The organism is Bradyrhizobium sp. SZCCHNS2022, from assembly GCF_032377575.1.
GTDB lineage: Bacteria > Pseudomonadota > Alphaproteobacteria > Rhizobiales > Xanthobacteraceae > Bradyrhizobium > Bradyrhizobium aeschynomenes.
This window is the reverse complement of sequence record NZ_JAUHHZ010000001.1, coordinates 3,978,935-3,998,728: the sequence shown is the minus strand read 5'-3', so window position 1 is coordinate 3,998,728 and position 19,794 is coordinate 3,978,935. Positions and strand designations below refer to the sequence as shown.

Sequence of the window (19,794 nt, the reverse complement as noted above, 5' to 3'; positions counted from 1 at the left end):
GAAAAGCGCCAATCTGTGCTCAACGCTTGCTCAGCGAAATGTCCCGCGTCGCCGAGGATTGCCGTGCGATCCCGGTTGCAGAACGGTTGTGCTGCAATTTCCTGATCTCCACTCACATGTGGCAGTTCTGCGACAGTCCGCCGGAAATTCTCAGGCCGCAGCAGCATGCCCGTTGGATGAGCAGCGTCATGTCATCCTCGCCCGGGATGGTGTTCTCGCGGCTCGCGTGCTCGCGAAACACGCTCGAGATCGCAATCCGGCGTTCGGAAAAACTTCAGCAATGTGAAGCGGCAAGATCGCCTGCTGCGCCGGTGCCGCCCGCGGCCAATCGTCCCATGTTTTGAGACTGCTGCGCCACCGCAGCTCGGGCAATGCGGCCGAACCTTGATCAAACCGCGAGCAAGGCCTGGAGAAAGTTGAGGCTTCTCGCCCCGAGGCAACGGCGCAACTGTGCATGCAAGTCGGGGAATCGGCGCTTGTTAATTGGGGGTGATTGAGATGTCGTTCTACAAAACCATCGCGGCTGCCATCGCACTCGGCGCGGCAGCGCTTACGTCGGTCGGCTCCGCCGGCGCGGCTGATCTGCCTGCCAAGGCGATCGCGAAGAAGGCTCCGGCCGAGGTGCCGTTCTTCCTCGTCGTCGACAATCGCGTCAGCTACTCCTACATCTTCAACGCGGTTCAGCCGGGCGCGTGGAGCGTGAAGCCCAACGGCGGCTTCGACCCGAACACGGCCAAGCAGGTCTACTCGTTCACCCATTTCGACGTGTGGGGCTACGGCACCAACTTCTTCACCATCTCGCTGTTCAAGTCTGACCACAACGACCCGGCCGGGCCGTGCACGCAGACGGGCGGCATCGTCTCGCCCAACGCCGGCTTCGCGTTCACGCCGGCGAGCTGCGCCGGTGCGACCGAGATCTATGGTCTGTTCCGCTCGACCTTCGGCTGGAACCAGATCTTCAACACCAAGGCCTTTACCATGGGCCCGCTACAGAACATCTCGTTCGAGGTGGGCATGGATGCCAACACCGAGAACCGCTATTTCGGCGCTGCCAAGCGTGACGTGGTCGCCGGTCTGCAATTCGCGTTCAACCTGCCCTACAAGGGCTATTTCAACGTCGCTCCGTTGATGTACTGGGAGTTCGCCAACCACAACTCGTTCTCGCAGTGCGGTGCCGGATGGTCGAACCCTTGCATCGCCGATGGCAACACCTCGTTCAAGCCGACCTGGGCGGTCGAGACCAACTACTACATGGATCTCGGCTTCCTGCCGGAGAGCATGCAGTTCTTCTCGATCTCGGGCCGTGCCGGCTGGTACGGCAAGAAGGGCACCGACACCGAGCCGCTCCCGGCTAGCGTCGCGAACGGCGTCTATCCGACCAAGATCGAATTCAACTCCGAGCCGATCCGTCTGACCTTCGATGCGTCGAAGGCGATGTGGGGGGAGAAGCACAGCCACATCATCGACGTCTGGGTGGCCTATCGCTACTGGCAGAACAAATTCGGCCTGGACCACAACAACGCGGTCGGCTGCTCCGTGGCTGGTGCCGGCGGTACCCGCGTGAGCACCGGGGCGTGCACCGAATCCTCGCTGTATTCGGGCGTGACGGTGAAGTTCTAAGGGAGCACCGGTCGCACGGGCGCTGCAGCTTCGGCTGCGGCGCCCATTGCTTTTCATCTATCCCAGACGCCGACATGCAACGCGGCGGCCTCGTCTTCCAGTAGCGGACCGATGACCTCGGTCGGGCGCTGGCCACCGGCGAAGACGTTGCGGCAGGGCAGGTCCAGGGTCGGGTTTTCCGGATGGTTGCCGGTGAAGCGGCGCAGCTGCCCTTCGCTGAGGCCGTAGACGACGCGGCCGATGCCGGCCCAGTAGATGGCACCCGCGCACATCGCACATGGTTCGGCCGACGAATACAGCGTCGCCGTCGCCCTGATCTCCGGAGCAATCGTCGTGCAGGCCTGCGTCGCGACCAATCGCTCTGCATGCGCCGTGGCATCGCGTGTCGGCATGTAGCCGTTCTCGGCCTCGATCAGCACTTGGCCATCGGCGCCGACGAGGATGGCGCCAAAGGGATGATTGCCGTGCGACAGCGAGCGGAGCGCGACCGAGAAGCTGTGGCGCAGGAAACGCGCGTCACGCGCATCCGGGTCGACGACATTGCTCTCCTCTGAGGAGCTCGTGCCGCTCACCGTGATCTCCACTGCTCGTTTGCTCTTTCGCAATTCTGAGCCCTTCGGGTCTGCCCCGCAAGGAACCGATACGCTCAGCCGGCGTTGCCCGGCGCATCGAGGAGAGAGAAATGGCGGGTTCGATGGCGGCGAGCACGGATTCCAGGATTGCCGTCTACGCCGCCCTCGTCGGAAATCTGCTGGTCGCCTGCACCAAGATCGCCGCGGCGCTCTGGACAGGAAGTTCGGCGATGATGAGCGAGGCGATCCACTCGGTCGTCGACACCTTCAATGAGCTTCTGCTCCTCTACGGCATGCATCGTGCGACCCGTCCGCCGGACCGACGGCATCCGCTGGGTTACGGTCGTGAGCTGTACTTCTGGAGCTTCATCGTCGCGCTGCTGCTGTTTGCGCTGGGCGCTGGCGTGTCGCTCTATGAAGGCGTTGCGCATCTGATGCATCCGCTGCCCATCGAAGATCCGACCGTGAACTACATCGTGCTCGGCCTGTCATTCGTGTTCGAAGCCGGCTCCTGGTGGGTCGCGGTCCGACGCTTCCGCGCAGCCGCCCCGGAGCTCAGTTATGTCGAGGCGTTCCGGCGCAGCAAGGATCCGCCGGCGTTCATGGTCGTGTTCGAGGACACTGCCGCGCTGATTGGTATCCTGATCGCTGCTGCCGCCACTTCAGCTGCGGTCGCATTCGACGAGCCGTCGTGGGACGGCATCGGCTCGATCCTGATCGGGCTCCTGCTCGCGGTGACCTCGATGGTGCTCGCGCGGGAGAGCAAGAGCCTCCTCATCGGCGAGCCTGCGGACCCGGAGCTCGACCGTTCGGTTCTCGAGATCGCGCGACGAGCAAGCGGAGTCCGTGCCGCCAATGGCCTGCTCACGGTGCAACTGTCGCCGCAGCAGGTCGTGGTCGCGCTGAGCCTCGAATTCGCCGACGATCTGCGCGCTGACGACATCGAGCGTGCGGTCGTTGCGATCGAGGCCGAGCTGCGCGCCCGCCATCCGATGATCGTGACACTGTTCGTCAAGCCGCAGACCGGCGCTCGCTATCAGCAAATCCGCGAACGCCGGCTGCAGGGTGGGGCGGCCCCTGCCTAGGCTTCCAGTCCGTCGCCGGTGATGCGGCATCAAAGCGCCTCAGCGATAGACGACATCGCTTCGTGCAGAGGAGAGCCGCACCAGCATGCCGATCTGGTAGATCGCCGAAAGCGCGATCAGTACGTAGACGATGCGGGAGATCGGCGAGGAACACCGGGCGGCTCGTTCCTATCGCGGCGACCTCGCCACCAGGGGCGCGCTCGCCAGCACGATGACGAGCAGCGCGGCAAGGATCCAGAATGCGGTCGGCAGGCTGGTGGCGGCAGCGACGAAGCCGATTCCGGCAGGTCCGAGCAGCACGCCGGAATAGCCGGCTGTCGTCACGGCGGCGACAGCCAGGCCGACCGGCATCGCAGTCTGTGCGCCGGCTCTCCGGAACAGCACCGGTACGAGGTTGGAGGCGCCGAGCCCGATGAGGGCGAAGCCGGTCATGGCGGCGAGAATCGAGGGAACGGCGAGCAGGACCGCAAAGCCGGCGATCGCGATGGCGCTGCCCCACAGCAAGGTGGTGCGATCGCCGATCCGCGCCACGACGGCATCGCCGACCAGGCGGCCGGCGGTCATTGCGATCGAGAACATGATGTAGCCCAGCCCGGCCTGAGCAGCGGGCAGGCGACCGGAGCTGGTCAGCAGCAGGGCGCTCCAATCGAGCATCGCGCCTTCGACCAGGAACATGATCGCCGCGAGGGCGGCGAGCAGCAGCACCGCGCCATGCGGGAGCACGAGCATTGCGCCGGACTGCTGCGGCTTGCTCGCCAGCAGCCGTGGGGCCGCGACGATCATTGCAGCCAAAGCGAGCGCGCAGCACACCAGCGTTCCGAGCAGCGGCGCGACGTCCAGCGCAAGCAGGGCGGTCATCACGCCGGAGCCCGCAAAGCCGCCGATGCTGAACTGGGCGTGGAAGCCGGACATCAGCGGTCGCTCGCTGTGCCGCTCGACCTCGATCGCCTGGATGTTCACGGCCACATCGAGCGAGCCGAGCGCGGCACCGAAGACGAGCAGCGCGAGCGCGAGCGTGACCGGCGTCGCCGCAACCGTCAGCGGGGGCAGCAGCATGCTGAGAGCGAGGCCGCTGACGATCACCACCGGCTTACTGCCATAGCGGGCGCTCAGAAGACCGGCCGCGAGCATCGAAGCAACCGACCCGACCCCGAGCGAGAGCAGCAGCAGCCCGAGCGTCGCGTCATCGACGCCGAGCCGTTGCTTGGCGAACGGCACCAGCGGCGCCCAGCAGGCAATGCCGAAGCCAGCGACGAAGAAGGCGAGGCGTGTCGCAATCCGCGACGCGCGATGGTCGAAGGTCATGTGAGAAATTCCTGATACTCTGAAAGCGCCGTCATTCCGGCGGGGCAGCCGTCGCGATGGTGGCTCCTGCCCGTCGGAGCAAAGCGAGCCGGGCCGCCGGCGCATCGTGTTCGACGGTGATCTGGCTGATCGACTTGGCGCTGGCGATTCGATGAGGCGCGCGTGTTTCGAGCTTCTCGTTCGTGACCATCGCGACACTGATGCGGCTCAACGACAGCAGCGTCCGCTTGAAGGCCGCGTCCGTGGGATCGACCGCGCTGATGCCGCCCTGCGCCGAGACGGCACAGGCGCCGATGAAGCAGCGGTCGATGTTGAAGCGCTGCACTTGGATGAGGGCGTCCGTGTCGACGCAGCCGCCGACTGCGGCGTGAACGGAGCCGCCGATCACGATCAGACGCAGATCCTGGCGGTGCAGCACGGCTGCCGCGATGTCGATTCCGTTGGTGGCGATGGTGAGATCGAAGTCATCGGGCAGACGTTCGACCAGCGCAAGATTGGTGCTGCCGCTGTCGAGAAAGAGAAACTCCCCGCGCGCAATGCTGCGGGCTGCGGTCCTGGCGAGCGCCAGCTTGCGCTCCCGATCTTGACCGATCCGCGCCGCCATCGGCACGACGCCGCCGGCCATGGGCAATGCGCCGCCATACACCCGACGGCAGCGTCCTTCGGCGGCAAGCGCCCGCAGATCGCGCCGGATCGCATCCTCGGAGACGCCGAATTCAGTCGCGAGGGCCGCAGCGATGACGGCCTGCCCTGCGGAGAGGCGGCCGGCGATTTGGTCGCGGCGGGCCAGTGGAAGCTCTGACATGCGGCTTCCGTACCATGCATAAACAAGAGAAACAACGTGCATGAACGTGCATGGTCAGTTTCACGATCAGTTTATTGTTTCCGCGGACCGCCGGGCATGCCATTGCGGAGCGGATCGAACTGTCCGGGAGCAGGATGTGACCACCGCCGCCTCGTCAGCAACGCCGGCCTTTGTTGCCGTCGACTGGGGAACTTCCAGCTTTCGCGCCTGGCTCATGGCCGCCGACGGAACGGAGCTTGCCGAGACCCGCGGCAGCGAAGGCATGCTGCATTGTGCGACGTCGGGCTTCGCGCCGGTTCTGCATGATCATCTCGGCAAACTCCGTGCACCGGCCGAACTGCCCGTGCTGATCTGCGGAATGGCTGGGGCACGGCAGGGCTGGATCGAGGCGCCGTATCTGCACACCCCGACACGGCTCGACGCCCTCCACGCCGGTGCCATCCGCGTCGAGACGGAGGGCGATGTCAGGATCCTGCCCGGACTGGCTCAGGCGCGTGCCGATCGGCCCGACGTCATGCGCGGCGAGGAGACTCAGTTGCTCGGCGTCACCGAGCCGGACTTCTCCGGCACAGTCTGCATTCCCGGTACCCACAGCAAATGGATCCGGATCGAGTCCGGCGCCGTGGTCGGATTCGCCACCTACATGACCGGCGAGCTGTTCGCCGTGATCTCGCAGCACAGCATCCTGATGCACGCCATCGAGCCTGGCGGAGCGAATGCCGAGGAAGGTGCGCCATTCCGCGCAGCCTTGGCGACGGCGCGGGCTCAGCCGACCGCTCTGACCAGCGCGTTGTTCCAGCTGCGTGCAGCACAACTGCTCGGCTTCGAGCAACGCGCCGACGGTGCCGCACGGTTGTCGGGTCTTTTGATCGGACACGAGATCGCCGATGCCTGCGCGCATTTCCGAGCGGATCGTCCGGTCCGGTTGATCGGATCGGGCCGTCTCGGCAATCTGTATCGCGACGCATTGAACGCAAGTGGCTTCAATGTGGATGAATGCGATGCCGAGCAGGCATCGCGCCGCGGCCTGATCAAGGCGGCGCGGCAGATCTGGGGAGCGCGTTTCTGATGACACAGTCGGTTGCCTGGCCGCCCGTCAAGCGGTCGCTCGTTGCGATTCTGCGCGGTATCAAACCCGAAGAGGCCGAAGCGATCGTCGAGGTCCTGATCGAAGCCGGCTTCGAGATGATCGAGGTTCCGCTCAACTCGCCGGACCCGTTCGTGTCGATCTCGCGCCTGGCCGCCCGGTTCGGCAATGATTGCCTGATCGGGGCCGGGACCGTCGTCAATGCGCCGGATTGCGTGCGCGTCGCCGAGGCCGGCGGGCGCCTGATGGTCAGCCCCAACGTCGATGCCGAAGTGCTGGCGACGGCGCAAGCCTATGACATGGTGACCATGCCCGGCGTGCTCACGCCGACCGAAGCGTTCCTGGCGTTGCGCTGCGGCGCCTCGGCCTTGAAATATTTCCCGGCATCCGTGCTCGGCCCGTCCGGAATTTCGGCACAGCTGGCCGTGCTGCCAAAGGGCGTCGTGGTCGGCGCCGTCGGCGGCGTGTCGGACAAGAACCTCGCGACCTACGTGGCAGCCGGCGTGCGTGCCTTCGGCCTCGGCTCGAGCCTGTACAAGCCGGGCATGACGGCGAGCGATGTGCGCGAGACCGCGTGGGCCTCGGTGAACGCCTATGACGTGGCGATGGCCCTGTATTAGCTGCGCCCGCCGCGAACTGCGTTCGTCCGCCGCTATCTCACCATCGCGGCCCGCAGATCTGCGGGCCGTTCCGATATCGATCAATCGGCCGCGGCCGCCGCTGGTCAGCTCGCCGCGGCGTTGATCTCCGGCGCGCTGCTTTCTTCCCCTGACTGCGTGAACGCCTGTAGCGCCTCCGCCATCTGCACGCGGCCGCCGACGCCCGTGATGACGACGTCCACCATCGTGAGCGACGAATGGAAGTGGCCGCGGGCCTTGAGCTGTCCGACCGGCACGCCAGCCGCCGCGAGCGCTTCTGCATAGGCGACGCCCTCGTCGCGCAGCGGATCGAACTCGCAGGTGACGATGTAGGCCGGCGGCAGACCCTGCAGCTTGCCACGCAGCGGCGAGACGCGCGGATCGGTGCGGTCGGCCGGCGAGCAGTAGATGTCCCAGAACCAGTACATCAGCCCGCGTGTCAGGAAGTATCCTGCCGCATTCTCGGTGTAGGACGGCCGATCGAAGCTGCAATCGGTGACGGGGCACACCAGCAGCTGGCCGCCGATGACCGGACCGCCGCGGTCGCGCGCCAGCTGGCAGGTGACGGCGGCGATATTGCCGCCAGCGCTCCAGCCGGCGACCAGCACCGGGCCATCGCGGCCGCCGAGCTCCGCAGCATGCTCGGCGATCCAGCGCGTCGCCGCGTAGCCGTCCTCGGCTGCAGCAGGAAAGCGATGCTCCGGCGCATGGCGATAGCCGACGCTGACGAAGATCATGTTGGAGCGGCGGCACATGTCCCGGCAGAACGGATCATCCGACTGCTCGTCGCCGAGCACCCAGCCGCCGCCATGGAAATACACGACGATCGGATGCGGGCCGGGCGTGGCCGGACGATATAGCCGATAGGGCAGGGGACCCTCGGCGCCTTCCAGCGTGCCGTCCTTCACCTCGCCGACGGGGCGTCCCGGCGGCCTTGCCGCATTGAACTGCGTCACGAATTCGCGGGCGCCCGCCGCGCCCATCGATTCGATCGGCGGCAGGTTCATCTCGGTGAGCATGTTCAGCACCAGCCGGACATCCGGCTGCAGCTTCACGATCTCGCCGTCGTTGCACTGGGTCGCGCCGTTCGGGCCGGTCAGCCTGAAGCCGAGCATGCCGCGGCTGGCGATCTCGTTGCAGATGCCGCGATAGGGACCGACGCCGCCCGTATACGGCATCAGCGCCTGCGGCTTGCCGGGCACGTTGGCGCCCGTGTACCAGGTGTTGGCGAGCCGGTGCAGCGTCACGGTGGCGCAGTCCGCCATGTGACGCGACCAGCCTGCCTGTGCGGTCTCCGTCGGCTCGATGGTCGTGAAGCCCGCGTTGCGCATCTCCGCGAGGCGATCGACCACGAAGTCGACATGCTGCTCGATCGACACCGCCATGTTCGACAGCACCGACGGGCTGCCGGGACCGGTGATCAGGAACAGATTGGGAAAGCCTGCGACGGTCAATCCGAGATAAGTCTCCGGCCCATTCGCCCAACTATCGTCGAGCGACTTGCCGCCGCGCCCCTTGATCGGATGCACCGCGCGGATCGCGCCGGTCATGGCATCGAAGCCGGTCGCGAACACGATGACGTCGATGTCGAAGCTGCGCTTGTCGGTCTTGATGCCGTTGGCGGTGATCGACGTGATCGGCTCTTTGCGCAGATTGACCAGGGTGACGTTCGGGCGGTTGAACGTCGCGTAGTAGTTGGTATCCAGGCATGGACGCTTGGCGCCGAACGGATGATCATGGGGCGTGAGCGCCTCGGCCGTCTCGGGGTCCTTGACGATCTCGCGGATCTTCTCGCGGATGAGATCGGCGAGCAGCGCATTGCCGTCGGCATCGACGCCCTGGTCGGCCCACAGCTGGGTCAGCATGCCGACGAGATCGCCGGAGGCCCACATCTTCTCGAAGCGCTCGCGGCGCTCGGCCTCGCTCAGTGCCCAGCTGAATTCGGTCGCTGGTGGGATCGGCACGCCGGCCATCGACCAGCGCGCCTGCTCGCGCAGACCGGCGCGATCCTGTGCGAGCTGCGCGGCACGATCCGCCGGCGGCGGGCCGTTGTGCGCGGGGAGCGCGAAGTTCGGCGTGCGCTGGAACACCGTCAGCTGCGATGCCTGCTCGGCAATGATCGGGATCGACTGGATGCCGGACGAGCCGGTGCCGATCACCGCGACGCGCTTGCCGCGGAGGTCGACGCCGTCATGCGGCCAGCGGCTGGTGAAGTAGATCTCGCCCTTGAAGTCGTTGATGCCGTCGATCTCCGGCGGCTTCGGCTGCGACAGGCAACCGGTCGCCATGATGTAATGGCGGCAGGACACCGCTGGGCCGTTGTCGGTCGTGAGCAGCCAGCGCTCCCTGGCCTCATCCCAGGAGGCGCCGAGGACGCGGGTGCCGAAGCGGATGTCGCGACGCAGATCATAGCGATCGGCCACGAAGCCGAGATAGCGCAGGATCTCCGGCTGGGTGGCGTATTTCTCCGACCACTGCCAGGCGGTCTCGAGCTCGGGATCGAAGGTGTAGCTGTAGTCGACGGTCTGGATGTCGCAGCGCGCGCCAGGATAGCGGTTCCAGTACCAGGTGCCGCCGACATCGTTGGCCGAGTCCAACGCGACGGTCGAGAAGCCCGCCTTGCGCAGCCGATGCAGCAGATACAACCCCGCAAATCCGGCGCCGACGACGGCGACGTCGACCGTCTGGGCTTCGCCGTGAGTCGCCTCCTGCGCGCGTGCCTCGACCATTCCGTCTGACATGCTGACCTCCCGATGATTTTGTGATTGCCTGAAAGGCTAGCTCTGCTCGCGGGGTTTGTCAGCACACAAAACAACGATCTGCGGTTGTTGCGGCGCAAGAGGCCGGGTGAATCCGGTATGCCAGGCGCTGATTTTGCATTGCCGCTGAAAATGCCGCTGCGGAGTGGACAAGACTCTGAGAAAGCGACAGAAAGCGATCCTGCCGCGCCGCATTCACCAAGTTTCAACGCATCGCGACTGTAACAACCGCTACACTACGCCACACCCACGATTGATTCAGGCCAGGCCCATGCCGCTCTCGCTGCCCAAGCAAAAGATCCGTGTTCTGCTCCTGGAGGGCGTGAACGACTCGGCCGTCCGCATGTTCGAGGCCAACGGCTATACCGAGGTCGAACGGCTGCCCAAGGCGCTCGGCTCGGCGGAGCTGAGGCGGATGCTGTCCGGCGTGCACATGCTCGGCATTCGCTCGCGGACGCATTTGACCGAGGAAGTGCTGCAGGCGGCGGACCGGCTGATGGCCGTCGGCTGCTTCTCGGTCGGCACCAATCAGGTCGATCTCGACGCGGCGCGGCGGCTCGGCATTCCCGTCTTCAACGCGCCCTATTCGAACACGCGCAGCGTCGCCGAGCTGACCATCGCCGAGGTCGTGATGCTGATGCGGCGGATCTTCCCGCGCTCGGTGTCGGCGCATGCCGGCGGCTGGGACAAGTCCGCCAATGGCAGCCGCGAGGTGCGCGGCAAGACGCTCGGCATCGTCGGCTATGGCAATATCGGCTCGCAGCTGTCGAACCTCGCCGAGACCATGGGGATGCGGGTGATCTTCTTCGATCTCACCGACAAGCTGCGGCATGGCAACACCGAGCCGGTCGAGAGCCTCGAAGAGCTCCTGGCGATGAGCGACGTCGTCTCGCTGCACGTGCCGGAGACGCCGGCGACGGCGAACATGATCGGCGAGCGCCAGATCCGTCATATGAAGGACGGGGCTTATCTGATCAACAATTCGCGCGGCACGGTGGTCGACATCGACGCGCTGGCCAGCGCGCTGCGTGACGGCAAGCTCGCCGGTGCTGCGGTGGACGTGTTTCCGGTCGAGCCGGCGTCGAATGCCGATCCGTTCGTGTCGCCGCTGCAGGGCCTGCCCAACGTGATCCTGACCCCGCATGTCGGCGGCTCCACCGAGGAGGCGCAGGACCGCATCGGCGGGGAGGTCGCGCGCAAGTTGATCGATTATTCCGACGTTGGCTCGACCTTCGGCGCGGTCAACTTTCCGCAGGTGCAATTGCCGGCGCGCCCGACCGGCACGCGCTTCATCCACGTGCACCGCAACGTTCCCGGCGTGCTGCGCCAGGTCAACGAGGCGGTGGCGCGGCACAACATCAACATCCTCGCGCAATATCTGCAGACTGATCCGGAGGTCGGCTACGTCGTGCTCGAGACCGACGTGGTCGGCGGCGAGGGCGAGGAGCTGCTGTCGGAACTGCGCGCGGTGGAAGGCACCATCCGGGTGCGCGTGCTGTACGACCACGACCGGCCGTGAGCGCGGAGAGCTGACGCCGATGAGCGCTCAGTCCACATCCTCGCCGGACTCAGCCGTCGTGCTCAGCACCACCGTTCCGGCGCGGGTGCTGCGGCATGATCCGCAATATGGCATGTCGACGTTGTTCTTCGCCGACGGCGAGCTGCGTGTGCCGATGGTCGATGCCGCTGTCGACGCCGGCGTCTCCGTGACCATCGAGGCCCGCGACGTGTCGATCGCGCTGTCGCGGCCGATGGATGTGTCGATCACCAACCGGCTGCCCGGCCGGATCGAGGAGATCCTGCCGCTCGATCCGCCCTATGTTCGCGTGACGTTCGATCTCGGTGCGACGAGGCTGCACGCCTTGGTCACGCTGGAGTCCGTCGAGCGGCTGGCGCTGGAGCCCGATTTGTCGGCCTGGGCGATGATCAAGAGCGTTGCGATCGGACCCGGCGCGGTTCGGCCTTCGGAGCTGCCTCGGCCGCGCCGCTGGCCCGCTTCTGATAGCGGGGATCCGTAGCTTTCTGCAGCTCGGCGAGCGCCGCAGCGGTGGCCGTGCGGGTGCGTCGCTCCATCGAGCGATACAGCGCGATCAGCCGCTCGCCGAACGGCGTGATCTCGGCCCCGCCGCCCCGCCGTCCCGGATGAGTCTCGAACACCGGCGTTTCGAAGGTGCGGTTGAGCGCATCGACCATCAGCCAGCACTTGCGATAGGAGATGCCGCTTGCGCGCGCCGCGCCCAGGATCGAACGCTCCTTGCGGATGAACTCGATCAACTGCAGATCCTCGGGCGACAGGCTGCCGCCATTGCTGAAGGTGATGGTCAGTTCGATCTGCGCTGCGCGCTTCATGTCCGTCCGATCTGGCGTCACATGACTCTGATCATGTCATACGCATGCCCGCGATGTCATGACCCGACAAGACCAGTCCGTCAACCAGGCGGCGCGCCGCGCGATTTCGGCTGGCACGTACTCAGCCAACCCGCCGGTATAATTTTGCCACTCACTCATCAGCGCCGGCGAAACCGCGGTGATGACCGGAAGCCCGGCGGAGATCGCCGCGCCGAATGCGTCGGCGAGACCGCTGCCCGCCGCTTCCTGTTTGCCGAACTTGCTGAGAATGACGACGTCGGTGCCGCGCGCGATCGACTGCTCGACCGCGGCGCAGGCGAGCACGAGGCCTTCCGGATCGAGGTGGCAGGCCTGCGATCCCGGGCCGAGATCCTGCGAGATCGAGAACACGCTGCCATCGTCGAGGCTGCGCAGCATCATGGCCTTGCACGGCCTCGTCTTGTCGACGCTGCTCTCGATCACGCCGGAGACGCGCAGCCCCATGCCTGCGAGCCGCTTGGCAAGCTCGTCGAGCAGATCCTGGATCACACTGGACGCGGCGCCCTGCAGCGCCACGATCTGACGCGTCCCGACCTCAGCGACATCCATGGCAGTCCTCCTCACACATTGGCGGAGACGCGGCCCGCCTTCCGACCGGTTTGCATGATCTCGTGGACAGCCGACACGACGCTCGCGGCGATTGACCGCCCGCGCTCGTCCATGCCGGTCCAGGCGGCGTGGCGACCGCGTGGATCGATCTCCAGCAGCTTGACGTTGGCCGGCACGCGCAGACCGTCGCGCGCGATGCCGCGCAGTGCGCCATCGAGCGGCGCCAGCACCGGCGCGCCGCCGAGCGAGCCGAGCTGCAGTCCCTTGTAGACGCGGGTGCCGATGTCGAGCGGCGTATGCCAGACGGCGTCCTGATCGGAATAGACGAAGCGCTCGCGGCCGGCGCCGCCGAGCGCGCGCGCCTTCCCGTCCGCGTCGCGCGTGGTGCCGCGCGCCACGATCGCGCCTGTCTCGCAAGGATGCGTCTCGATCGCGATGTTGCAATTGTGCCCGACCGCAAAGCGTGGCCCGATGCCGACCGCGATGCCGGCGACGCCGCGCAGATCCGGCGTGGCCAGATGCTTCTGCATCCGCGCGTCGACGATGACCGCGGGATAGCGGAACGCGATGATGTCGGTGAGATGCATCCCGGTGACGGCGACCTGGTCGGGCTCGCGATGAATGCGCACGACGTCCGCGATGTCCTCGGCCCGGCAGCCGATCACGCCGTCGATGTCGCACGCCTCACCGTAGAGGACGTCGTGAAACGCCATTCCGCGTCGGATCACCGGCGGAAAGGCGTCATGGCAGAGAACGAGCGCGAAGCGTACCTGGCTGAGCTTTGCCGCGATCGCCGAGGCGATCTCGTTGGTGCCCAGCACCAGCGCGAGCGGCTTGGGCGCGTTCGGATGCCAGGTGACGGCGGCGGCTTTCATGCGGATGACCTCGTGTTGCGAGATCGAATGAGCAAGCCGCGGGCCAGATCGTCATGCGCCGATCAACTTGTTCATTGCATTGAGGAAAAGCAAACGGGCATCGGCTCGTCTGCTTCTTAGCTATATTGTTTAGGATATAACATTGAATGCTATATTGTCGCTTATACAACACGGCGCGATGGCGCTGAGGGTGGCGGCGTGTGCCGATCAGGCGATGGGCTCTTCGCGCCGAACCAGCGCGACGCCCTTGACCTGGGCGTAGACGGCAAGCCCCGCCCGCAGGCCGAGCTCGTTCCACGAGCGTTGCGTGACCCGCGACAGCAACCGCGCGCCCTGGCCGTCCTCGCCGAGGCCGAGCAGGGCGGTGACGCGGTGGTCCGACTGGCTGCGGATTTCCAGGATCTTCGCGCGCAGCACGTTGACGATGGTGCTGCGGCTCGGCGTTTCCACGGCGAGGCTGACGTCATCGGCCAGCACGCGCAGGCGGCGGCGCGTTCCGGATGCAAGCGGCTCGGCCGGCAGCACGAAATGCCCGCCCGGCACCGCAAGCGTCACCATGCCGTCGATGGCGTCGTGCTTCAGAACGGTGGCATCGAGACTCACCGCAGCATCGCGCGAGAGCGCGAGCGGCAGTGTCAGGTCGGCTTGGAGCACCGACAGCGGGCCTGAAGCCAGGACGCTGCCGTTGCGCATCAGCACCAGCTGATCGGCGAGCCGCTCGACCTCGGCGATATCGTGGCTGATGTAGAGGATCGGCAGGTCGAGCGCGGCGTGGAGCCGCTCCAGATAGGGCAGGATCTCGTCCTTGGTCATCTGGTCGAGCGCCGACAGCGGCTCGTCCATCAGCAGCAGCTTCGGCTGGCTGAGCAGAGCGCGGCCGATCGCCACGCGCTGCCGCTCGCCGCCGGACAGATGGCGCGGCGAGCGCTCCAGCAGCTTGGCAATGCCCAGCAGCGACACGACCTCATCGAAGCCGATGGCGGTGGGGCCGGTCGGGCCGGGATGCCCGTACATCAGGTTGCGACGGACGGAGAGATGCGGAAACAGATTGGCTTCCTGAAAGACGTAGCCGATCGGGCGCTGGTGCACTGGGCGGAAGGTCTTCTCGTCCTGCCAGACGTCGCCGGCGACCGAGCATCGTCCGTCCAGGCGGTTGAGGCCGGCGATGCTGCGCATGACGGCGGTCTTGCCGCAGCCGGATGGGCCGAAGATCGCAGTGACGCCGCGCGCCGGCACCTCGAACCGCGCGTTCAGCTCGAAGCGCCCGAGCGTCCCGTGGAAGTCGACCTTGACGGTGCTCATGACGCGCGTCGCGTCATCTTCTTCTCGATCAGCATCATCGTCAGAATGACGCCGAACGAGAACACGACCATGCCGAGCGCCAGCACCGAGGCTTCGGTCCATTGCGAGGTCTCGACGTAGTCGTAGATCGCGACCGACAGCACTTTCGTCCTGCCGGGAATGTTGCCGCCGATCATCAGCACGACGCCGAACTCGCCGACGGTGTGGGCAAAGCCGAGGATCGCGCCGGTGAGGAAGCCGGGGCTCGCCAGCGGCACGGCGATCGTCCAGAACGCGCGCCATGGCGAGGCGCGCAGCGTGGCGGCTGCTTCCAGGGGCTTCTCGCCCATCGCTTCGAAGGCGTTGCGGATCGGCTGCACGACAAACGGCATCGAGAACAGCACCGAGCCGATCACGAGGCCCGGAAAAGTGAAGGCCAGGGTGCGTGCGCCCCACAAGGAAGCGAGCGCCCCGCCCGGACCGCTCGGGCCGAGCGCGACCAGCAGATAGAAGCCGAGCACGGTCGGCGGCAGCACCAGCGGAATCGCCACCAGCGCTGCGACCGCCTCCTTCCACCACGCCTGCGACCGCGCCAGCCACCACGCGATCGGTGTTCCCACGATCATCAGAATGACGGTCGTGATCGCTGCCAATTCGAGGGTCAGACTGACCGGTTGCCAGATGTCGGCTGGGACGTGGAGGTTCATTCCTGGAGGTTCATCGATTGAAGGGCTCAGCTGCCGGATTTCGGATCCAGAGCATAGCCGAACTTCTCGATGACCGCACGGGCTTCCGGAGTCCTGAGAAAGGTCAGGAACGCGGTCGCCGCCTCGTTGCCGGCGGATGACTTCAACAGCACGGCATCCTGACGGATCTCGCTGTAGAGGGTCTGCGGCACCAGCCAGCGCGAGCCGCCCGCATTCGGCATCAGCTGCGACAGCGCGACGAAGCCGACCTCGGCATTGCCGGTATCGACGAACTGGAACGCCTGCGAGATCGTGTTGCCCTGGACGATCTTGGGCTGGATCGTCTCATAGAGCTTGAGCGCCTTCAGCGTCTCGATCGCGGCGGCGCCATAGGGCGCGGCCGTGGGATTGGCGATCGACAGCTTGTTGAACGCGTTCGCCTTCAGCGTTTCCTCGCCTTTCACCGCGTTCGGGTCCTTGCTCCACAGCACGAGCTTGCCGATCGCATAGGTGAAGCGGCTCTCGGCGACGCCGAGGCCCTCGTCGACAAGCTTCTTCGGCCGTTCGTCGTCGGCGGAGAGCAGGATCGCGAACGGCGCGTTCTCCTTGATCTGGGTGTAGAACTGCCCGGACGAGCCGAAGCTCAGCACCAGCTCGTGGCCCGTCTTGGCCTTGAACAGGCCCGCGATCTCTTTTGCCGGCTCGGTGAAATTGGCGGCGACGGCGATGTTGGCACTGCCGGCAAAGGCGTTCGCGCCGGTCAAGAGGGCAACGACGGCGCAGAGGGCGGCGGTAGCGAAGCGCATCGATCTCATCACAATTGTCCCTTTGTATTCACCGAACCTGGGTCGTGTCGGTGAATTGCAAGTCCCGTTCCGTCGCACCGGGCGGATCCGATGCCATGCTATATCCATTCGTATATATCAGAATAGACAGCTCGGCCGGTTCCCGTCAACACGAGGGCTGCCTCGTGCCGGCGCGATGCGCGTCAATGTTCGGGTTTCGACAATGGATGCGGGCGCCGTGTCGCAAACACGACCGGCCCGGGGATCACGATCCCCGGGCCCTTGGCAGGACTAGGCCATCCGGTCCCAGAGCTGCCGCACCAGCATGCCCGCGCGCTTCTCGATTGCCGCAGCGGCATCGAGGGCGAGATCCTCGCGATAGCGGCCGGCGATCAGCTGCACGCCGATCGGCTGGCCATTGTCGACCGTGACCGGCACCACCGCGCCGGGCAGACCGAGCACGTTGATCGCCGAGATGAAGCGGATCTCGTTGAAGAAGATCTCGCGCACGCGCTCCGGGCTGACGGTGTCGTCGCGCGGACCGGGCGTCGGCTTCACCGTGGTCGGTGCCAGGACCACCGGATAGTCCTCGAAGAACATCTGCCAGGCCCGGATATGAGTCGAGCGTTGCGCCGTCGCATTCATCCATCCTGCGAGGTCGAGGATCTCGGCCTTGGCCCGCATCCCGCCCCACGCCTTGTGGAAGTCCTCCGAGGTGACGGCCAGCATCTTGGCCTCCTGCATCACCACCACCTCGGTGGTGATGACGTCGCACCAGGTCTGCCAGACACCGGAGATGTCGGGGACCTCGACCTCGCTGACCCGGTAGCCGGCGCGCTCCAGATGATCCGCGGCCTGCCGGAGCGCGGCCTGCACCGACGGATCGACGTCCATGTCATCAGGGATCTTGGCGAGCGCGACCTTGACCGGCCGCTTCGGCTTCTCGCCCTCGAGCGGGGCCGGCACCCACCACGGATCGCGCGGATCGCGCTGGCTCATCACCTCCAGCGCCAGCCTGACGTCGGCGACGCTGCGCGCCAGCGGGCCCTGCGACGACATCAGATGCGCCAGCATCGGCCGTTCGGTCGCGGCGCTTTCATTATAGGCTGGGATACGCCCCTGCGTCGGCTTGATCGTGACCACGCCGTTGCAATGCGCCGGCCAGCGCAGCGAGCCGCCGATGTCGTTGCCATGCGCGATGGTGCCGATGCCGGCGGCGACAGCAGCTCCGGCGCCGCCCGAGGAGCCGCCGCAGGTGATCTCTGGATCCCACGGATTGAGCGTCAGGCCATGCAGCGGATTGTCGGTGAAGCCGCGAAACGAGAATTCCGGCGTGTTGGTGAGGCCGAGTACGATCGCGCCGGCCGTCTTGAGGTTGCGCACAATCGGCGCGTCGGAGGGCGCAATGATGCCCATCTGCGCTGGAACGCCGTTCGGATTTGGCCGCCCCTCGTAGTCGACGTTCTCCTTGATCGTGACCGGCACGCCGTGCAGCAGGCCGCTCTTGTCGCGCGCCTTGTCGGCTGCACGCGCAGCCTTCAGGGCGTCTTCCGACAGATCCACGACGACCGCATTGAGCTTCGGGTTGACCTCGTGCATCCGCGCGATGTGCGCCTCGGTCACCTCGACCGAGGAGACGGCGCCGGAGCGGATCGCGGCGGCGGTGTCGACCGCCGACCACTGCCAGACCGGCCCCTTCGGCAGCCGTGGTTTCGGCGCGGCGGCCTTCGCCGGCGGTTTGGGTGATGTCTTGGCCTCGGTTGTGGTGTTGGTCGTGGTCTTGGCCTTGGCCGCAGGCTTCGTCTTGGCCGCGGCGCGCGCGGTCGCGCGTTTCGGCGCCGGCCGGGCGGTCTTCGCCGCCGGCTTCTTTGCTGTCTTTGCCATGCTATTTCCCCCAGTTCTGATTTCAGGCGACCGACATCGTCAGCGGCGGCTCGACCTCGGCAGGCAGCGGGCTGACATAGGGCGTGCGCGTCGTCCGCTTCGTGAGATCGGCCTTGGCGGCGGCGATCAGAGCGGGCTCATTGAGCGCCTTGATGCCGAGCCCGGCCATGGCCTTGGCGGCCTGCACCATCGCCTTGTGGGCGGCCGGCGTCTTGCCTTGCGCGACCACCTGCCAGGTGTGGAACGGCGTGCCGATCGCCACCGTCGGCGCGTGCACCTGCACGGTGGGCACCACCCAGCTGACGTCGCCGACATCGGTCGAGCCGATCTGCGGATTGCGCTTCGTGTTGAGCGGCACGAGGAAGTCGGCGAGTGGCTTGTCGGCCGGTTCCATGCCGATGCTGTAATAGACCGACTCGATGTCCTTGTCGGTCAAGGTCGCCTGGATCTGCCCGGCGAAGTCGCGGTCGCTGTCGTCGAAATGCGGCGGACCGAGCTCCTGCATGACCTCGTACAGCGCCTCTTCGAGCGGCGTGTTCGGCAGGATGTTGGAGACCGCGGAGATGATCTTCATCTCGACCTTGGTCTCGGTCATCATCGCCGCGCCCTGTGCGATCTTGTGGACGCGCCCGACCAGCTCGTTCATGCCGGGCAGGTCACGGGCGCGGATCGAATAGCGCACGCGCGCATGTGCCTGCACGACGTTGGGAGCGATGCCGCCGGTGTCGAGCAGCGCGTAGTGCACGCGAGCGTCGCTCGGCATGTGCTCGCGCATGTAGTTGACGCCGACATTCATCAGCTCCACCGCGTCGAGCGCGCTGCGGCCGAGATGCGGCGAGGCTGCCGCATGCGAGGTGCGCCCGGTGAAGATGAAGTCCGCCCGTGTATTGGCGAGCGACGGCGTCATCACCACCTCCCAGAAGCTCGACGGATGCCAGGTGATGGCAATGTCGGCATCCGCGAACGCGCCCGACCGCACCATGAACGCCTTCGCCGCTCCACCTTCCTCGGCGGGGCAGCCATAATAACGGACGCGGCCCGGAACCTTGTTGGCTGCCAGCCAGTCCTTCACGGCGGTGGCCGCAAGCAGCGCGGCGGAGCCGAGCAGATTGTGGCCGCAGCCGTGCCCATGGCCTCCGGTCTCGATCGGACGATGCTCGGCGACTCCCGCCTCCTGGCTGAGCCCGGGCAGGGCGTCGTATTCGCCCATGAAGGCGATGACCGGACCGCCTTCGCCCCATTCGCCCATCAGCGCGGTCGGAATACCCGCCACCTTTTCGGTGATGCGAAAACCCTGGTGCTTCAGCTCGGCGAGATGTTCGGCAGACGAGCGGGCCTCGGTGTAGCAGACCTCGGGCATGCTCCACACTCGGTCGCTGAGCTCAATGAAACGGGTCTTGATCGCGTCGACGCCGCGCCAGATCTCGCTGCGGTTGTCCATCTCCGGTCTTGTCCTCTTTAGCCGATAGGAAGCC

19 protein-coding genes are annotated in these 19,794 nt (G+C 66.2%); 7 read left to right on the top strand and 12 right to left on the bottom strand.

Annotated elements, in window-relative coordinates:
* The first annotated feature begins 38 nt into the window (after positions 1-38).
* Both QXZ94_RS18005 and QXZ94_RS18000 read left to right on the top strand, forming a co-directional pair.
* Positions 39-344 carry a hypothetical protein gene (locus tag QXZ94_RS18005; protein WP_315721533.1) on the top strand — a complete coding sequence of 102 codons (306 nt, stop codon included), beginning with the start codon at positions 39-41 and terminating at the stop codon, positions 342-344.
* A 154-nt stretch (positions 345-498) separates the two neighbouring features.
* Positions 499-1,620, top strand: a complete 1,122-nt coding sequence (locus QXZ94_RS18000; RefSeq protein ID WP_315721532.1) for a hypothetical protein — start codon at positions 499-501, stop codon at positions 1,618-1,620.
* A 53-nt stretch (positions 1,621-1,673) separates the two neighbouring features.
* Here QXZ94_RS18000 and QXZ94_RS17995 read toward each other — a convergent pair whose 3' ends face one another.
* Positions 1,674-2,192, bottom strand: a complete 519-nt coding sequence (locus QXZ94_RS17995; protein WP_315721531.1) for a nucleoside deaminase — start codon at positions 2,190-2,192, stop codon at positions 1,674-1,676.
* A gap of 122 nt (positions 2,193-2,314) precedes the next feature.
* Here QXZ94_RS17995 and QXZ94_RS17990 point away from each other — a divergent pair, with 122 nt between their 5' ends.
* On the top strand, positions 2,315-3,277 hold the full coding sequence (locus tag QXZ94_RS17990; RefSeq protein ID WP_315726350.1) for a cation diffusion facilitator family transporter: 963 nt from the start codon (positions 2,315-2,317) through the stop codon (positions 3,275-3,277).
* Positions 3,278-3,445: 168 nt separating this feature from the next.
* Here QXZ94_RS17990 and QXZ94_RS17980 read toward each other — a convergent pair whose 3' ends face one another.
* Both QXZ94_RS17980 and QXZ94_RS17975 read right to left on the bottom strand, forming a co-directional pair.
* Positions 3,446-4,582 carry an MFS transporter gene (locus QXZ94_RS17980; protein ID WP_315721530.1) on the bottom strand — a complete coding sequence of 379 codons (1,137 nt, stop codon included), beginning with the start codon at positions 4,580-4,582 and terminating at the stop codon, positions 3,446-3,448.
* A gap of 31 nt (positions 4,583-4,613) precedes the next feature.
* Entirely contained in the window at positions 4,614-5,387 is a 774-nt protein-coding gene (locus tag QXZ94_RS17975) for a DeoR/GlpR family DNA-binding transcription regulator (RefSeq protein ID WP_315721529.1), read from the bottom strand.
* Positions 5,388-5,523: 136 nt separating this feature from the next.
* On the opposite strand from QXZ94_RS17975, the gene QXZ94_RS17970 reads away from it, so the two are divergent.
* Positions 5,524-6,456 (top strand): 2-dehydro-3-deoxygalactonokinase, encoded by a 933-nt coding sequence (locus tag QXZ94_RS17970; protein ID WP_315721528.1) that lies wholly within the window; start codon positions 5,524-5,526, stop codon positions 6,454-6,456.
* Positions 6,456-7,094 carry a 2-dehydro-3-deoxy-6-phosphogalactonate aldolase gene (locus tag QXZ94_RS17965; protein ID WP_315721527.1) on the top strand — a complete coding sequence of 213 codons (639 nt, stop codon included), beginning with the start codon at positions 6,456-6,458 and terminating at the stop codon, positions 7,092-7,094. The genes QXZ94_RS17970 and QXZ94_RS17965 overlap by 1 nt, the downstream gene beginning before the upstream one ends.
* 104 nt (positions 7,095-7,198) lie before the next feature.
* Here the strand turns inward: QXZ94_RS17965 and QXZ94_RS17960 are convergent, their stop codons facing one another.
* Positions 7,199-9,853: a flavin-containing monooxygenase gene (locus QXZ94_RS17960; protein ID WP_315721526.1), complete on the bottom strand. Its 2,655-nt coding sequence runs from the start codon at positions 9,851-9,853 to the stop codon at positions 7,199-7,201.
* 289 nt (positions 9,854-10,142) lie between these two features.
* Here QXZ94_RS17960 and serA point away from each other — a divergent pair, with 289 nt between their 5' ends.
* Entirely contained in the window at positions 10,143-11,390 is a 1,248-nt protein-coding gene (serA, locus tag QXZ94_RS17955; RefSeq protein WP_315721525.1) for a phosphoglycerate dehydrogenase, read from the top strand.
* 19 nt (positions 11,391-11,409) lie between these two features.
* Positions 11,410-11,889 carry a TOBE domain-containing protein gene (locus tag QXZ94_RS17950; RefSeq protein WP_315721524.1) on the top strand — a complete coding sequence of 160 codons (480 nt, stop codon included), beginning with the start codon at positions 11,410-11,412 and terminating at the stop codon, positions 11,887-11,889.
* Here the strand turns inward: QXZ94_RS17950 and QXZ94_RS17945 are convergent.
* The 8 genes from QXZ94_RS17945 to QXZ94_RS17910 form a co-directional block, all read right to left on the bottom strand.
* A complete protein-coding gene (locus QXZ94_RS17945) occupies positions 11,798-12,220 on the bottom strand; it encodes a winged helix-turn-helix domain-containing protein (RefSeq protein ID WP_172133463.1) in 423 nt (140 codons plus the stop codon). The two genes, QXZ94_RS17950 and QXZ94_RS17945, sit on opposite strands and share 92 nt — an antisense overlap.
* Before the next feature lie 36 nt (positions 12,221-12,256).
* Entirely contained in the window at positions 12,257-12,808 is a 552-nt protein-coding gene (locus tag QXZ94_RS17940; RefSeq protein WP_315721523.1) for a DUF2478 domain-containing protein, read from the bottom strand.
* An 11-nt stretch (positions 12,809-12,819) separates the two neighbouring features.
* Positions 12,820-13,683, bottom strand: coding sequence for a xanthine dehydrogenase (locus QXZ94_RS17935; RefSeq protein WP_315721522.1), 864 nt, complete (start codon positions 13,681-13,683; stop codon positions 12,820-12,822).
* A 207-nt stretch (positions 13,684-13,890) separates the two neighbouring features.
* The gene (gene modC, locus QXZ94_RS17930) at positions 13,891-14,985 is read right to left on the bottom strand and encodes a molybdenum ABC transporter ATP-binding protein (RefSeq protein WP_315721521.1); all 1,095 of its coding nucleotides are present in this window, start codon (positions 14,983-14,985) and stop codon (positions 13,891-13,893) included.
* Entirely contained in the window at positions 14,982-15,671 is a 690-nt protein-coding gene (gene modB / locus QXZ94_RS17925) for a molybdate ABC transporter permease subunit (RefSeq protein WP_315721520.1), read from the bottom strand. Before modB ends, modC begins: the two co-directional genes overlap by 4 nt.
* A 26-nt stretch (positions 15,672-15,697) precedes the next feature.
* Positions 15,698-16,465, bottom strand: a complete 768-nt coding sequence (gene modA / locus QXZ94_RS17920; protein WP_172181551.1) for a molybdate ABC transporter substrate-binding protein — start codon at positions 16,463-16,465, stop codon at positions 15,698-15,700.
* Between the two features lie 261 nt (positions 16,466-16,726).
* A complete protein-coding gene (locus QXZ94_RS17915) occupies positions 16,727-18,319 on the bottom strand; it encodes an amidase family protein (RefSeq protein ID WP_315721519.1) in 1,593 nt (530 codons plus the stop codon).
* A 22-nt stretch (positions 18,320-18,341) separates the two neighbouring features.
* Positions 18,342-19,760, bottom strand: coding sequence for a M20 family metallopeptidase (locus QXZ94_RS17910; RefSeq protein WP_315721518.1), 1,419 nt, complete (start codon positions 19,758-19,760; stop codon positions 18,342-18,344).
* Between the last annotated feature and the right edge of the window lie 34 nt (positions 19,761-19,794).

What these genes read in the sequence shown, in the direction of transcription:
- QXZ94_RS18005 (WP_315721533.1), top strand. Translation starts at nt 39, where the DNA reads ATGTCCCGCGTCGCCGAGGATTGCCGTGCGATCCCGGTTGCAGAACGG.
- QXZ94_RS18000 (WP_315721532.1), top strand. Translation starts at nt 499, where the DNA reads ATGTCGTTCTACAAAACCATCGCGGCTGCCATCGCACTCGGCGCGGCA.
- QXZ94_RS17990 (WP_315726350.1), top strand. Translation starts at nt 2,315, where the DNA reads ATGGCGGCGAGCACGGATTCCAGGATTGCCGTCTACGCCGCCCTCGTC.
- QXZ94_RS17980 (WP_315721530.1), bottom strand. Translation starts at nt 4,582, where the DNA reads ATGACCTTCGACCATCGCGCGTCGCGGATTGCGACACGCCTCGCCTTC.
- QXZ94_RS17975 (WP_315721529.1), bottom strand. Translation starts at nt 5,387, where the DNA reads ATGTCAGAGCTTCCACTGGCCCGCCGCGACCAAATCGCCGGCCGCCTC.
- QXZ94_RS17965 (WP_315721527.1), top strand. Translation starts at nt 6,456, where the DNA reads ATGACACAGTCGGTTGCCTGGCCGCCCGTCAAGCGGTCGCTCGTTGCG.
- QXZ94_RS17960 (WP_315721526.1), bottom strand. Translation starts at nt 9,853, where the DNA reads ATGTCAGACGGAATGGTCGAGGCACGCGCGCAGGAGGCGACTCACGGC.
- serA (WP_315721525.1), top strand. Translation starts at nt 10,143, where the DNA reads ATGCCGCTCTCGCTGCCCAAGCAAAAGATCCGTGTTCTGCTCCTGGAG.
- QXZ94_RS17950 (WP_315721524.1), top strand. Translation starts at nt 11,410, where the DNA reads ATGAGCGCTCAGTCCACATCCTCGCCGGACTCAGCCGTCGTGCTCAGC.
- QXZ94_RS17945 (WP_172133463.1), bottom strand. Translation starts at nt 12,220, where the DNA reads ATGAAGCGCGCAGCGCAGATCGAACTGACCATCACCTTCAGCAATGGC.
- QXZ94_RS17940 (WP_315721523.1), bottom strand. Translation starts at nt 12,808, where the DNA reads ATGGATGTCGCTGAGGTCGGGACGCGTCAGATCGTGGCGCTGCAGGGC.
- QXZ94_RS17935 (WP_315721522.1), bottom strand. Translation starts at nt 13,683, where the DNA reads ATGAAAGCCGCCGCCGTCACCTGGCATCCGAACGCGCCCAAGCCGCTC.
- modC (WP_315721521.1), bottom strand. Translation starts at nt 14,985, where the DNA reads ATGAGCACCGTCAAGGTCGACTTCCACGGGACGCTCGGGCGCTTCGAG.
- modB (WP_315721520.1), bottom strand. Translation starts at nt 15,671, where the DNA reads ATGAACCTCCACGTCCCAGCCGACATCTGGCAACCGGTCAGTCTGACC.
- modA (WP_172181551.1), bottom strand. Translation starts at nt 16,465, where the DNA reads ATGAGATCGATGCGCTTCGCTACCGCCGCCCTCTGCGCCGTCGTTGCC.
- QXZ94_RS17915 (WP_315721519.1), bottom strand. Translation starts at nt 18,319, where the DNA reads ATGGCAAAGACAGCAAAGAAGCCGGCGGCGAAGACCGCCCGGCCGGCG.
- QXZ94_RS17910 (WP_315721518.1), bottom strand. Translation starts at nt 19,760, where the DNA reads ATGGACAACCGCAGCGAGATCTGGCGCGGCGTCGACGCGATCAAGACC.